Origin of the sequence: Cutibacterium sp. (genome assembly GCF_030525615.1) — a bacterium.
GTDB lineage: Bacteria > Actinomycetota > Actinomycetes > Propionibacteriales > Propionibacteriaceae > Cutibacterium.
This window is the reverse complement of the sequence record NZ_JAUNEJ010000001.1, coordinates 389,441-403,521: the sequence shown is the minus strand read 5'-3', so window position 1 is coordinate 403,521 and position 14,081 is coordinate 389,441. Positions and strand designations below refer to the sequence as shown.

The following is a 14,081-nucleotide window of genomic DNA, read 5'->3' as shown; positions in this document are numbered from 1 at the left end:
ATCTACTCCTTGGTGGTGGTCGATAATCAGCGAGACTGCCGGACCTGGGCGCGAAGGTCCTCGAGGCTGGAGATGTGCAGATCGTCCATGAGCGGTTCGAGACCGTCAATAATCTTGGGACATGCCAGCGGATCAGTGAAGTTCGCAGTACCGACGCCGATGGCCGAGGCCCCGGCCATCATGAGTTCCAGAGCGTCGGCGCTGGTCCTCACACCACCCATTCCGATGACCGGGATGTCAACAACCCGAGTGACGGCATCGATCATGCGCACTGCAATGGGAAGGACAGCCGGACCGGAGAGTCCGCCCGTACCGTTGGCGATGACGGGTTTCTGCTGTCCCAGATCGATCCTCATGCCGGTAAGGGTGTTGATGAGGGTCAGACCGTCGGCTCCGGCGTCGGCAACCGCTCGGGCGATCTCGGTGATGTCGGTGACATTGGGAGACAGCTTGACGTAGACCGGCACGCTGGCGGCCGCAACGACGGCGGTCGTGAGGTCGTGGGCTGCGGTCGCATTGGTACCGAAGGTTATTCCGCCGCGTTTGACGTTGGGGCAGGAGATGTTGACCTCCAGGGCTGCCACATTGGGGGCAGTCGAGATGACCTCGGAAACCTTGACGTAATCCTCGGTGGTGTACCCCGCGACGTTGGCGATAATCGGCAGATCTGGAAAATGCTCGGCCAACCACGGCAGTTTTTCGGCCATGACGACATTGAGACCCGGATTTTGCAAACCGATAGCGTTGAGCATTCCACCGGGGGTCTCGGCGACCCTGGGCACCGGATTGCCGCGACGTGGCTCGACGGTCGTCGCCTTTATCATGATCGAACCAAGCACCGACAGGTCGTAGTACTGGGCGTACTCAGCACCGAAGCCGAAACACCCACTCGCGGGCATGATCGGATTCTTGAGTTCCAAGCCAGGCAGACAGACGGCCAACCTGTTCACAGCACGACCTCCTCAGCCTGAAACACCGGTCCGTCGTAACACACTCGGAACTGGTGATCGGGATTCTTCGCGTCCCCGATAACACAGGCATAACAGGCACCCACCCCACAAGCCATCCTCTCCTCCAATGACAGCTGGGTAGGCACCGTCGGAGCGAAGGCCGATTTCACCCACTTCAACATCGGGATCGGCCCACAGGCCTGCACAATGTCAGGGACGAAATGTCGCGCCTCATCGGTCTCGGCGATTTGAGCGACGGTACCCTTCGTTCCTACCGATCCGTCGTCGGTGGACACGAGCACCTCTCCGAGTTGGGAGAACTCATCAGCCCAAAAGATGTCGTGGCGATCGCGGAATCCCAATCGAAACTGCACCTGAACACCACGCTCCGCCAGACGACGACCCAGCAGGTAAAGAGGCGGAATTCCCACTCCCCCTCCCACCAACAGAGCACGCTGACCAGAGCGGGCCGCGTCCAGGTCAAATCCGTGTCCCAACGGACCAAGAGCATCCACCCTTGCCCCACATGGCATCCGAGACAGTTCGTAGGTTCCTTGCCCGACTACTCGAAAGATGAGAGTGTATCCCTCCTCGTCAGCGTCGGCGATGGACAGCGGTCGGCGCAGCACGTGCAACCCGCCGGGCAGCAGGTCAAGGAAGGTTCCAGGGGCGACCTGCGGCATCGGCTGGCTGGGGACAAGGCGCACCGAATACACCCCAGCAGCAATCTCTTGCCGAGCGGCCAGTTCCATCGCCTGAGGGGCCGGACGCAGACCCGTCGTTTGACTCATCAGATCGTCTCCGTCGAGAAGACGCGCGACTCCATCACCCGACAGATCGCCGCAGCGGTATCCAGAGAGGTAAACAACGGAATGCCTCGGGCAATGGCCTCGCGACGGATCTGTTTTCCGTCAATGATGGTGTCCTGGCCATTGCCCATGACATTGATAACGGCGTCGCAGCCATTGCGGCTGATGAGGTCCAGGACGGATTCAGTGGACCCGGCTTCTCCCGACCCAATCTTCTCGGCCACGTCGATACGCAACCCATCTTCGTCGAAGAACCGCGCGGTGCCCTTGGTACCGATGAGCTGGAAGCCGATTCGGTCGAAGCGTCGGGCCAAGGCGAGGGCCTCAGGCTTGGCATCGTCGGCCACCGTGATGAGGATCTTGCCGTACTCGGGGACGTGCAGGTTCGCGGCCTCGAAGACTTTGTAAAGAGCCTTCTCTATCGTGTCGTCAGACCCCATGACCTCACCGGTGGACTTCATTTCCGGGCCCAAGTGCGAATCGACCAGATCGAGCTTGGAGAAGCTGAAGACTGGAGACTTGACGTGAATACGCGTGGAAAACGGCAGCAGGCCAGGCTTCAAACCGAGGTCGGATAGCTTCTCCCCGAGGATGATCCGGGTAGCCACCTGAGCCATCGACACGCCCGTAATCTTGGACAGGAAAGGCACGGTGCGCGAGGCACGCGGGTTGGCCTCGATGACGTAGACGGTGTCCTCACCGGTGGCAGGGTCCTTGGCGATAACGAACTGGATGTTGAGAATGCCCTTGGTGTTGAGGCCCAAGGCCAGCTTCGTCGTCACCTCGACGATACGATCAATGACCTTCTGATTCATCCGCTGCGGCGGGTAGACAGCCATCGAGTCGCCCGAGTGAACGCCTGCGCGCTCAATGTGCTCCATGATTCCGGGGATGAGCACGTCGGTGCCATCACAGATCGCATCGACCTCACACTCCAGACCGTTGAGGTAGCGATCCACAAGTATCGGCTTGTCAGGACTGGCATGAACAGCGTCGCGCATATAACGCTTGAGCTCCTCAGCGCTCGTGACGATAGCCATCGCGCGACCACCAATGACGTAGGAAGGTCGCACCAAGACCGGATACCCGAGTTCCTGCGCAACAGCGAGGGCTTCCTCGGACGAGCGAGCCGTACCACCCGGAGCCTGCGGAATCTGCAGCTCAGCCAGCAGGGATTCGAATCCCTCGCGATCTTCAGCGCGATCAAGGTCAGCCAGCTGAGTGCCAAGGATTGGCACCCCAGCAGCGTCCAGCGGACCGGCCAGGTTGATGGCTGTCTGGCCACCGAATTGGACAATAACCCCCTCAGGCTGTTCGAGGTCGATGACGTTCATGACGTCCTCGATCGTGAGCGGCTCGAAGTACAGCTTGTCCGAGATGGAGAAATCGGTCGAGACCGTCTCCGGGTTGGAGTTCATGATGATGGCCTCATACCCGGCAGCTTGGATGGCCTTGACTGAGTGGACCGTGGCGTAATCGAACTCAATGCCCTGACCGATACGGATCGGGCCGGAACCTAGCACCAGGACGCTGGGGCGATCCGACTTCACCGACTCGTTCTCCATTTCATAGGTCGAGTAGAAGTACGGAGTTGAAGACTCGAACTCGCCAGCACAGGTGTCGACCATCTTGTAGACCGGCTTGATACCAGCCTCAAGTCGACGGGTTCGCACCTCATCTGCGGTCTTGCCCCACAAACGTCCAATCGCCGGGTCGCAGAAACCATTGCGTTTCGCGATCCAGAGAGCCTCAGGATCGTCGGGGCAGGCGCGCAGTCTCTCCTCGATCTCGAGGATGTGGGCGATCTTGTCGAGGAAGAAGACGTCAATCTTCGTCTGCTCGTGGAGTTCGTGTACCGTGCGGCCTCGCCTGATTGCCTCTGCCAGGCAGAAAAGACGGTCGTCGCGGGCGTGCAGCAGGCGCTCCTCAAGGATGTCGTCGGGAAGGTCTGCAACCTCGCGCAGGCAGATATGGTCGACGCCAATTTCCAAGGAGCGCACCGCCTTGAGCAGGGATTCCTCAATCGTGCGTCCCAACGCCATCACTTCACCGGTGGCTTTCATCTGGGTGCCCAAGCGACGATCAGCCCGGGCAAACTTGTCGAAGGGCCAGCGCGGAATCTTGGCGACGACATAATCAAGCATCGGCTCGAACATCGACCAGGTCGTCCCGGTAACAGGATTGCGAATCTCATCGAGGGTCATGCCGACAGCGATCTTCGCGGCGATCTTGGCGATCGGGTAGCCGGTGGCCTTAGACGCCAAAGCCGAGGACCGCGAAACGCGCGGATTGACCTCGATGACGTAGTACTGGAAGGACTCCGGGTCCAGGGCGAGCTGAACGTTACAGCCACCCTCAATCCCCAGCGCCCGGACAATTTCGATCGACGCGTCGCGCAACATTTCGTGTTCGACGTCAGTCAGAGTCTGGGTGGGGGCGAAAACGATGGAGTCGCCGGTGTGGACGCCGACCGGGTCAAAGTTCTCCATGGTGCATACGACCATGGTGTTGTCGGCGCTGTCGCGCATCATCTCGTACTCGATTTCCTTGTACCCGGCGATCGACTGCTCGACCAGGCACTCGGTCACCGGGGAGAGCTCAAGGCCCTTTCCGACGATGCGAACCAGTTCAGCCTCATCCTGGCAAATACCGCCTCCGGTTCCCCCCAAGGTGTAGGCAGGACGAACGATGAGCGGGTAACCAATCGTGTTGCCCACCTCGACCGCCTCGTCGACGGTGTGGACGATCTCAGAAGCTGGCACCGGCTGGCCCAGCTCGTCCATGAGCTGTTTAAACAGGTCACGGTCTTCGGCCCTTTCGATAGCCGAAAGCTTGGTACCCAGCAGCTCGATACCCAGCTCATCGAGGATCCCGGACTTGGCTAGCTCAGTGGCCATGTTAAGTCCGGTCTGGCCACCCAAAGTGGGGACGATGGCGTCAGGACGTTCTCGGCGCAGAATCGAGGAGACGAACTCTAAGGTGATGGGCTCGATGTAGACCTTGTCGGCGATGTCACGGTCGGTCATGATCGTGGCTGGGTTGGAGTTGACGAGGATGACCTCGTACCCCTCCTCTTTGAGAGCCAGACAGGCCTGGGTGCCGGCGTAGTCGAACTCGGCGGCCTGACCGATGATGATCGGACCGGATCCAATGACGAGAATGCGATGCAGGTCGGTACGGCGGGGCATCAGTTCTGGCCTCCAGTGTGGTGGGCGTCCATGAGCGCCACGAAGTCGTCGAAAACGTGCGCAGCGTCGTGCGGTCCAGCGGCCGCGTCAGGGTGGTATTGCACCGAAAACGATCCCAGGCGAGTGTGACGTACCCCCATGACCGTCTCGTCATTGATCTCGATGTGAGTGATCTCCAGCTCGGTTCCAGCCACCGATTCGGGATCTACCGCATATCCGTGGTTCTGACTCGTGAAGTCGATCCGTCCAGTCGCTAGATCGCGCACCGGATGGTTGAAACCACGGTGGCCGAAGGGCAACTTGTAGGTGTCGGCACCATTGGCCAGGGCGAAGATCTGGTGACCCATACAGATACCGAAAATCGGGTACTCCTCCTGGAGCTCACGCACCACATCCTGAACCTGCGGGATCGACTTCGGGTCGCCCGGGCCGTTGGACAACATGATCCCATCGGGGGCCAAGGCACGCACCCGATCTGCCGAAATGTCCCACGGCACCACCGTGACGGCACAGCCGCGTTTGCTGAGCTCGCGCAGGATGGAGTGTTTGAGACCAAAATCGAAGAGCACCACACTGCGTCCTCCCAACGGGGACGGGTAGGCGGTGCGAGTGGAAACCTGGGCAATCTGGTCGGTAGGCAGCTCGGTGTTGCGCAGCTTCTCCAGCTCGGCGTCAAGGTCGGCGTCCGGACCCAGCAAGACCCCCTTCATGACCCCCTCATTGCGTAGTCGTCGTACCAGAGCACGAGTGTCGATACCAGCCAGACCAGGAATGCCATGGGTGGTAAGGAATTCATCGAGGCTGAGACGGTTGCGCCAGTTGCTGGCAAGTCGCGGCACCTCTCGACAGATGACCCCGGCGGTTGTCGGGAAGAGGGATTCCATGTCATCGCGGTTGATACCGCAGTTGCCGATGAGGGGGTAAGTGAAGGTGACGATCTGTCCGTTGTAGGACTGGTCTGTAAGGGTTTCTTGGTACCCGGTCATACCGGTGGTGAAAACGACCTCGGCACTCACCTCATGGTCTGCCCCAAAGGCCTCCCCCTGGTAACTCGTCCCATCGGCCAACAACAGGGTGCGTCTGCTCATTGCGGGTCTCCCATCTCGTGGTCGTCAGTCTTGCCGATGTGCTGTCGCCGACGGTGAACTGTCCGCCCACCGACCATCGTCAGCACGCAGTCGCCGAAGACACAGCGTCCGGCAAACGGGGTATTGCGCCCCATGCCAGCACCCTCCTCAGGAATGATCGTCGTCTGGTTTTGCAAGTCGAAGGCCGCGAGGTCGGCAGGTCCCCCCACTCGCAGCCGACCAGCATCAGTTAGCCCAAAGGTGTCGGCAGGTCCGACGGTGAGCCAGTTGACAAGCTGATCGAGGCGGAATCGACGCTCCAGCACGAAGTTCGTGTAGAGCAGAGCGAAAGTGTGCTCGTTAGTAATCACCCCGAAAGCAGCATTACGGAAGGAACAATCCTTCTCAGCGGCAGCATGAGGTGCATTGTCGGTGGCGATACAGGTCAAGGTACCGTCACATAGTCCTTCGACCATGGCGTCAACGTCATCTCGGGTGCGCAGCGGTGGATTCATCTTGTAAAAACCGTCATCACTGGGAATGTCGTCATCAGCGAGCAACAGGTGATGAGGTGCCGCTTCTCCGGTAACATTCGCGCCGTCTTCACGACCGCGCCGCAGGGTGCGAATCGACTGTCTGGTCGAGGCGTGGCACAGATGGTAGTGCGCTCCGGTGGCCTCGGCGATCATGACGTCTCGGGCCACGTGGACGGTCTCAGCAAGACGTGTCATCGGAGGCAACCCAAGTTCACGCGCGCGTCGCCCGTCATTGATGACCCCGCCGCGCACCAAGGATTCATCCTCGGCGTGGGCAGCGATGGGACGATCTGCGGCTGCGGCAGCACGCATAGCGTCGTACATCGTTCCGGCCAGTTGAACTCCCTTGCCGTCATTGGAGAAAGCGACGGCCCCGGCGCGAGTCAAGGCATCGACATCAACCAGATGAGTACTCGTCAGTCCAACGGTGATTGGGGCGATGGGACGCACCCGCACCACTGCGGACTCATCAATCCTGCGCTTAAGGTCGGCCATCAGCTCGGGAGTGTGCGGGTCGGGCACGGTATTCGGCATAGCGCAAATAGTCGTCCAACCGCCACGAGCAGCGGCAGCAGTACCCGAGGCAATGGTCTCCTTGTGCTCCTGGCCCGGTTCGCGCAGATGAACGTGCAAATCCACCATGCCGGGAGTCACCAGGGCACCACCCAGGTCGATGACCTGCGCGTCAGCTCCGTCGAGAGCATTGCGCCTGCCCCGTGACATGGCTTCTATCCGACCATCACGCACGAGGAGCTGGGAAGGGACCGGGGTAGCTCCCTCCAACATGGTCACCCCGGTGAGGAGGACCCTTCGACTCACTTCGACTCCCTCGCTTGCAGTACCTGTTCCAGAATGGCCATTCGCACCATGACTCCATTCCCCATCTGCTCAAAAATACGAGATGAGGGAGCCTCCACGAGGTGACCAGAGATCTCACATCCTCGGTTTACCGGAGCCGGGTGCATGATGATCGCGTTGGGCTTCATCCGCTCCGCCCGCTCGTCGGTGAGCCCGAAAGCCTGCAGGTAGTCGGTGGCAGAAAAGTCTGGGCCGGCGTCGAATCTCTCGTGCTGAACGCGCAGCATCATCGCGACGTCAACGTCAGCAATGATTTCGTCAAGGGTGGCCATCGATCCAAGACGGGTGACTTCGTGGTCCATCCACTCACGCGGGCCAGTGAACACGACGTTGGCGCCCAACCGAGTGAGGATCTGAGCGTCGGAACGCGCCACTCGTGAGTGAGCGATGTCGCCACTGATGGCAACTGTGAGACCGTCGATGTGACCGAATTCTTCGGCGATGGTCATGAGGTCGAGCATGCATTGACTGGGGTGCTGACCGGAGCCGTCACCGCCATTAACGACGGACAGACCGAGAGTCCCGGTCGACAACAGGTAGTCGTAGTAGTGGTTGGTGGAGTGGCGAATAACAGCCACCTCAGCACCGATGGCGTCCACTGTGCGCACTGAATCGTAAAGACTCTCGCCCTTGGTAACGCTCGAGTGTCCCGGATCGAAATCAAGGATCTTCATGCCCAGGCGGTGCTCGGCCATCTGGAAGCTGGTCATGGTTCGGGTGGAATTCTCGAAGAACATATTGATGGCAACATGGCCAGGTTCGACGCGGGGGGTATCACCGGCCTTGAACTGACGTCCGCGATTGATGATCCTCATCACGTCGTCATTGGATATGTCCTCCACCGACAGAAAGTGACGTCCGGAATGGTCGACGTCGAACTCCTCAACAACCTCAGAGCTCACCGGGAGACCACCTTTCGAATGGTGACCGCGTCCTCGCCATCAACCTCAGCGACGTGCACGTCAACCGCCTCACCCAGCGAGGTAGGGATGTTCTTTCCAACGAAATCGGCGCGAATCGGCAGCTCACGGTGACCCCGATCAACCATGACAGCCAACAGAACGCGATCGGGACGACCGGTGTCAAGCACGGCGTCGAGGGCAGCTCGCACCGTCCGACCGGTGAACAGGACATCGTCGACCAGGACGACGGTCTTGCCGGCCAGATTCGTCGGAACGTTATTGCCAGAAAGCACCGGATTCTGAGGCCGCTCACGGTGTTCGTTGGGATCAAGATCATCCCGATACAAGGTGATGTCCAGTTCGCTGACGGGAACATCTGCATCGCTTAAGGCCGAGAGCTTGGCAGCCATACGCTGTGCCAGGTACACCCCACGAGTGCGAATACCGACGATGACGAGCTGGTCAAGCCCTTCATTGCGCTCGACGATTTCGTAACAGATTCTTGTTAATGCTCGCTCCAATGCCTTGGAGTCGAGGACAGTGACTGGGCCGGATGACTGGGTCAGTTGCATAACAGGCTCCTACCGCTGGACACCGCAGGTGCAAGGGTGGAGCACACCGGACGACGCGCATATGCGCTGTCGCCTGTCCGCACGACCTTCGCGACCTCACGGGATCGCCATTAAAGGGCGTCGTTAGGAGCGTAGCACTATCCCGGCTGAGTTATCTCAGCAGGCATGATCGGCCAGCACCGACTCGATATTGACCCTCTCCTCGTCAGTGAAGGGCGTCGCCCTCAGGGCGTCGATGTCAGAGTCCAGCTGCGGCACCGACGAGGCACCGACGAGGACACTGGTGATACGGGAATCCCGCAGAATCCACGACAAAGCCATCTGAGCGAGAGTCTGGTCTCGGTCCTTAGCGATCTCGTTAAGAGCGGAAACAGCGGCCCGGGTGGCGTCATCAATCTGCTCGGGGCGCAGCGAGATCGCTCCCATCCCAGCTCGCGACCGGGCCGGAATGCCGTTGAGATACTTGTCAGTGAGGATTCCCTGAGCCAACGGGGAGAAGCAGATGATTCCCATCCCTTCCTGCTCACAGGTGTCAACGAGACCATCTTCGATCCAGCGATCGAACATGTTGTAGCGCGGCTGGTGGATGAGCAGCGGGGTCCCAAGGTCGCGTGCAATAGCGGCAGCCTTCTCGGTCTGCTCAGGGTCATATGAGGAAATGCCTGCATAGAGAGCCCGTCCCGAGCGAACGATACGGTCCAAGGCTCCCATCGTCTCTTCAAGTGGGGTGTCCGGGTCGAAACGATGGGAATAGAAGATATCGACGTAGTCCAGACCCATACGCTTGAGAGACTGATCGCAGGAGGCAATGAGGTACTTACGAGAGCCTCCTCCCTGTCCGTAAGGCCCGGGCCACATGTCGTAACCCGCCTTGGAGCTGATGATGAGTTCATCACGGTAGGGATTGAAGTCGGTGGCCATGATCCGACCGAAATTGATCTCGGCCTGGCCGTAAGGCGGGCCATAGTTGTTAGCCAGGTCGAAGTGGGTGATCCCACAGTCGAAGGCGCGACGCAACACGGCACGTTGAGTAGAACCTGGGTGCAAGTCCCCAAAATTGTGCCACAGGCCCAACGAGATTGCCGGCAGCAGCAAGCCGCTGGTTCCACACCGTCGATACTCCATGGTGTCGTAGCGATCCTGGGCTGCCACATAGGTGCTCACTGCCATAGCGCCAGCGTACCGAGGATCAGCCGTAGTGACAGGATGTGTCCATGGCCACATCATCACATCGCGCGCTCATCGTCGTCGACGTCCAACCGACTTTCTGTGAGGGAGGCGCCCTCGCCGTTGCGGGCGGCAACGCCTGCGCACAACGCATTGCGTCCTACATTGCTGCTCATCGAGACCGCTACGACATGGTAGTCACGACCCAGGATTGGCATATCGATCCTGGCGATCACTTCGCTAGCAACCCTGACTTCGTGGATTCCTGGCCTCCCCATGGGGTAGCCGGCACCAAAGAGGCTGAAATACACCCAGCCGTTGCTGGCATTGTGGTCGACGCGCGGGTGAAGAAGGGCCAGTATGCTGCGGCCTACTCCGGCTTTGAGGGCACGACCACCGATGGCCTGACGCTGGAGACGGTACTGCGCAACGGTGGCATAGAGTCCGTCGACGTCATCGGGCTCGCGCTGTCTCACTGTGTCAAAGACACCAGCTTGGACGCTCAGAAGCTGGGATTTGCGACCCGTTGCCTGACTGATCTGAGTGAGCCGGTCAGCCCTGAACTGGGCGAGGCCGCCGTGGCAGCGATGACCAATGCCGGGGTGACGGTTACCACGAGTTCGCAGATTTGACCGTCAGTGATGAGTCTTCACTTGACTGCCAACGATGATCCGGCGATCATGCCGTCCGAGGGCGGGAACCAGGCTTCAGCGACGCCCGCCGCGGGGACGTACGACCTTGTGGGCCTGCCAATCCTCGCCGGCGTCATAACTGGTCGTCAGCACCATGCCAGCCGTGGCGGCCCCATCGGAAAGATCCGCCGGATCAATAGTGCCGGGCCGTCCCACCTTCGGGGTGACGAGCACGATAAAACCATCGTCAGACAGGTCTCGCATAGCGTCAACCAACCCATCGGCCACATCACCATCGTCGGCACGTAACCACAACCAGACGATGTCAACGGCGTCAATCGAATCCTCGATCATGTCACCGTCGATGATGTCCATGACCTCCTGGCGGAGATCCTCGTCAACATCATCGTCCCAACCGAGCTCCTGGACCACCTGCCCGGCCTCAAGACCGAGCTTGTCCAAATCGCTGCCGCTTCCCACGAATCCTCAGCTTCCTCAAGTATGTGCGTCTGGCGCGAAAGACACCTTGACACAAGCGTGCCAGATACGAGATACGGAGGCCACCTCAGGGGGGTGACCTCCGCATGGTGAGATTCGATCAGGCGTCTCCGCCAGCGTTACCGGACTCCCCCGCGTTGACGTTGAGAAGATCGTACTTCTCGGCAGCTTTAGCAGGCCAATCCTGCGGAATCTCACCGCGTTCGGCGAGCATTTGAAGGGCGCGGACGGCCATGGAAGGTCCGTCAATGTGGAAGAATCGACGAGCCGCAGCACGGGTGTCGGAGAATCCGAATCCGTCAGTTCCCAAGGATGCGTAATCTCCCGGAACCCACTGGGCAATCTGGTCGGGGACTTGACGCATGTAGTCGGTTGCCGCGACGACTGGTCCAGGAGCGCCGGCCAGGCGCTCCACGAGATACGGAGTACGCTTACCCTGCTCAGGATGCAGGAAAGCCTGTTCCTCAGCCTCCATGGCGTCACGACGCAGGTTGTTCCACGACGTGACTGACCACACATCAGCGACGACACCGAAATCGTTCTTGAGGAGTTTTTGAGCTTCAAGGGCCCACGGCACTGCAACGCCAGAGGCAAGCAGCTGGACTCGGCGGGCATCCTCACCAACGCCGTCAAAGGACCCCTGCGACAGCAAGTACATGCCCTTGACGATGCCTTCGGCGTCGACATCCTCCGGCTCGGCGGGCTGAATCATCGGCTCGTTGTAGACCGTCAGGTAGTACATGACGTCTTCGGCATTCTCGCCATACATCTGCTTAAGACCGGCCTGGACAATGTGGGAGATCTCGTAGGAATAGGCCGGATCGTAGGAGATGACAGCCGGGTTGGTGGCAGCCAAGATCGGCGAATGGCCGTCCATGTGCTGGGTGCCTTCGCCGGTCAGAGTGGTTCGTCCGGCGGTGGCCCCAATGATGAATCCCTTGGCCATCTGGTCACCGGCAGCCCAGAAGGAATCGCCGGTGCGCTGGAATCCGAACATTGAGTAGAACAGGTAGATCGGCACCATCGGCACGCCCTGGGTGGAGTAGGTGGTGCCAGCGGCGATAAAGGCAGCGGTCGACCCGGCTTCGTTGATACCGGTGTGCAAGATCTGACCGTTCTTGGCCTCGCGGTAACTGAGCATGAGCTCGTGGTCCACCGGGGTGTAGTTCTGACCGTGCGGGTTGTAAATCTTGATCGTCGGGAAGAACGAGTCCATACCGAAGGTACGAGCCTCGTCAGGGATAATCGGGACGACATGTGGGGCAAAGTTCTTGTCGCGCATGAGGTCCTTGAGCAAACGAACAAAGGCCATGGTGGTGGCGACTTCCTGCTTGCCCGATCCACGCTTAACTCCGTCGAAGGCCTTTTGCTCAGGAATCGGCAAGGAGGTGAACTTCGAGCGACGCTCCGGTACGAAGCCGCCCAAAGCGCGACGACGCTCCATGAGATATTGAATACGTTCGTCATCGGCACCCGGATGGAAGTACGGAGCGCGATACGGGTCGGCCTCCAAGACCTTGTCGGAGATCGGGATCTCCAGGCGATCGCGGAACTGCTTGAGGTCGTCAAGGGCCAGCTTCTTCATCTGATGGGTCGCATTGCGCCCCGCGAAATGGGTCCCGAGGTCATAGCCCTTGATGGTGCAGGCGAGTACAACGGTCGGGGCCCCCTTAAACTCGGTGGCGGCCTTGTACGCGTTGTAGATCTTTCGGTAGTCGTGTCCGCCACGACGCAGCGCCCAGATTTGGTCGTCGGTCCAGTTCTCAACCATCTTCGCGGTGCGGGGATCACGGCCGAAGAAATGTTTACGGACGTAGGCCCCATCGTTGGCCTTGAACGTCTGGTAATCGCCGTCGCGGGTGTTGTTCATGAGGTCGACAAGGGCACCGTCGCGGTCAGCCTGCAACAGCGGGTCCCAGCCAGACCCCCAGATCACCTTGATGACGTTCCAGCCGGCTCCACGGAAGACGGCCTCCAGCTCCTGGACGATCTTGCCATTGCCACGCACCGGCCCGTCAAGACGCTGCAAGTTGCAGTTGATGACGAAGGTCAGGTTGTCGAGCTCCTCGTTGGCAGCAACCTGCAGGAAGCCGCGCGATTCTGGCTCGTCCATCTCGCCGTCGCCCAAGAAAGCCCATACATGCTGGTCCGAGCAATCCTTGACGCCACGGTTGGTGAGGTACTTGTTCAGGGACGCCTGGTAGATAGAGTCCATCGGACCCAGGCCCATCGACACGGTGGGGAACTGCCAGAAGTCAGGCAGCATACGCGGATGAGGATATGAGGGCAGGCCATGACCAGCCTTCGACTTCTCCTGACGGAAACCGTCAAGGTCCTCCTCGGTGAGACGTCCCTCCAGGAACGCGCGGGCGTACATACCGGGAGCCGCATGGCCCTGGAAGAAGACCTGGTCTCCGCCGCCGGGGGCGTCCTGTCCACGCCAGAAGTGGTTCTGGCCGACCTCGTACAAGGTGACTGCAGAGGCATACGTAGAGATGTGGCCACCGACGCCGATACCGGGACGCTGAGCGCGATGCACGGTGATGGCAGAGTTCCACCGCAGTAGACGACGGATGTTCCGTTCGATCTCCGCGTCACCGGGATACTCTTCCTCATCCTCGGCGGCAATGGTGTTGATGTAATCAGTGGAGGTGAGAGCCGACAGCCCGAGACGGCCGTGGCTACGAGCCCGCTCCAACATCTTCAGCAACACAATCCGGGCTCGGTTGGGACCGTCGGCCTCGACCATGTTGTCAAGGGATTCGATCCACTCCTGGGTTTCCTCGGGATCGATGTCAGGCAGGGTTGTCGGTAGTCCGTTGAGGACTGGTCCACGTTCTTCGCGCGGGATCACACTGAGTCCTTTCTCATCAACATTGACGCGCTACCGGCGTCGCCACCG

11 protein-coding genes are annotated in these 14,081 nt (G+C 60.0%); 1 reads left to right on the top strand and 10 read right to left on the bottom strand.

The genetic code is table 11. From position 1 onward, the window contains the following. Positions 1 to 26: 26 nt before the first annotated feature. The 8 genes from Q4B98_RS01850 to mgrA all read right to left on the bottom strand — a co-directional run bounded on the left by Q4B98_RS01850 (position 27) and on the right by mgrA (position 10,052). Positions 27 to 950: a dihydroorotate dehydrogenase gene (locus Q4B98_RS01850; RefSeq protein WP_303195019.1), complete on the bottom strand. Its 924-nt coding sequence runs from the start codon at positions 948 to 950 to the stop codon at positions 27 to 29. Then, positions 947 to 1,741 carry a dihydroorotate dehydrogenase electron transfer subunit gene (locus Q4B98_RS01845; RefSeq protein ID WP_303195018.1) on the bottom strand — a complete coding sequence of 265 codons (795 nt, stop codon included), beginning with the start codon at positions 1,739 to 1,741 and terminating at the stop codon, positions 947 to 949. Before Q4B98_RS01845 ends, Q4B98_RS01850 begins: the two co-directional genes overlap by 4 nt. Continuing rightward, positions 1,741 to 4,947 carry a carbamoyl-phosphate synthase large subunit gene (carB, locus tag Q4B98_RS01840; protein ID WP_303195016.1) on the bottom strand — a complete coding sequence of 1,069 codons (3,207 nt, stop codon included), beginning with the start codon at positions 4,945 to 4,947 and terminating at the stop codon, positions 1,741 to 1,743. Before carB ends, Q4B98_RS01845 begins: the two co-directional genes overlap by 1 nt. Further along, positions 4,947 to 6,035: a carbamoyl phosphate synthase small subunit gene (locus tag Q4B98_RS01835; protein WP_303195014.1), complete on the bottom strand. Its 1,089-nt coding sequence runs from the start codon at positions 6,033 to 6,035 to the stop codon at positions 4,947 to 4,949. The genes carB and Q4B98_RS01835 overlap by 1 nt, the downstream gene beginning before the upstream one ends. After that, the gene (locus Q4B98_RS01830; protein ID WP_303195013.1) at positions 6,032 to 7,369 is read right to left on the bottom strand and encodes a dihydroorotase; all 1,338 of its coding nucleotides are present in this window, start codon (positions 7,367 to 7,369) and stop codon (positions 6,032 to 6,034) included. The genes Q4B98_RS01835 and Q4B98_RS01830 overlap by 4 nt, the downstream gene beginning before the upstream one ends. After that, positions 7,366 to 8,310, bottom strand: coding sequence for an aspartate carbamoyltransferase catalytic subunit (locus tag Q4B98_RS01825; protein WP_303195012.1), 945 nt, complete (start codon positions 8,308 to 8,310; stop codon positions 7,366 to 7,368). The genes Q4B98_RS01830 and Q4B98_RS01825 overlap by 4 nt, the downstream gene beginning before the upstream one ends. Next, the gene (pyrR, locus tag Q4B98_RS01820) at positions 8,307 to 8,882 is read right to left on the bottom strand and encodes a bifunctional pyr operon transcriptional regulator/uracil phosphoribosyltransferase PyrR (protein WP_303195011.1); all 576 of its coding nucleotides are present in this window, start codon (positions 8,880 to 8,882) and stop codon (positions 8,307 to 8,309) included. Before pyrR ends, Q4B98_RS01825 begins: the two co-directional genes overlap by 4 nt. A 156-nt stretch (positions 8,883 to 9,038) precedes the next feature. Beyond that, positions 9,039 to 10,052, bottom strand: a complete 1,014-nt coding sequence (gene mgrA / locus Q4B98_RS01815; protein ID WP_303195009.1) for an L-glyceraldehyde 3-phosphate reductase — start codon at positions 10,050 to 10,052, stop codon at positions 9,039 to 9,041. Positions 10,053 to 10,096: 44 nt separating this feature from the next. On the opposite strand from mgrA, the gene Q4B98_RS01810 reads away from it, so the two are divergent. Further along, complete coding sequence (locus tag Q4B98_RS01810; protein ID WP_303195007.1) at positions 10,097 to 10,681, top strand: isochorismatase family protein; 585 nt, start codon at positions 10,097 to 10,099, stop codon at positions 10,679 to 10,681. Between the two features lie 75 nt (positions 10,682 to 10,756). On the opposite strand, the gene Q4B98_RS01805 is transcribed toward Q4B98_RS01810, so the two are convergent. Both Q4B98_RS01805 and aceE read right to left on the bottom strand, forming a co-directional pair. Beyond that, the gene (locus Q4B98_RS01805) at positions 10,757 to 11,161 is read right to left on the bottom strand and encodes a DUF3052 domain-containing protein (RefSeq protein ID WP_303195005.1); all 405 of its coding nucleotides are present in this window, start codon (positions 11,159 to 11,161) and stop codon (positions 10,757 to 10,759) included. A 118-nt stretch (positions 11,162 to 11,279) separates the two neighbouring features. Next, a complete protein-coding gene (gene aceE, locus Q4B98_RS01800; protein ID WP_303195004.1) occupies positions 11,280 to 14,033 on the bottom strand; it encodes a pyruvate dehydrogenase (acetyl-transferring), homodimeric type in 2,754 nt (917 codons plus the stop codon). Positions 14,034 to 14,081: the final 48 nt, after the last annotated feature.

What these genes read in the sequence shown, in the direction of transcription:
- pyrR (WP_303195011.1), bottom strand. Translation starts at nt 8,882, where the DNA reads ATGCAACTGACCCAGTCATCCGGCCCAGTCACTGTCCTCGACTCCAAG.
- carB (WP_303195016.1), bottom strand. Translation starts at nt 4,947, where the DNA reads ATGCCCCGCCGTACCGACCTGCATCGCATTCTCGTCATTGGATCCGGT.
- Q4B98_RS01845 (WP_303195018.1), bottom strand. Translation starts at nt 1,741, where the DNA reads ATGAGTCAAACGACGGGTCTGCGTCCGGCCCCTCAGGCGATGGAACTG.
- Q4B98_RS01810 (WP_303195007.1), top strand. Translation starts at nt 10,097, where the DNA reads ATGGCCACATCATCACATCGCGCGCTCATCGTCGTCGACGTCCAACCG.
- mgrA (WP_303195009.1), bottom strand. Translation starts at nt 10,052, where the DNA reads ATGGCAGTGAGCACCTATGTGGCAGCCCAGGATCGCTACGACACCATG.
- Q4B98_RS01835 (WP_303195014.1), bottom strand. Translation starts at nt 6,035, where the DNA reads ATGAGCAGACGCACCCTGTTGTTGGCCGATGGGACGAGTTACCAGGGG.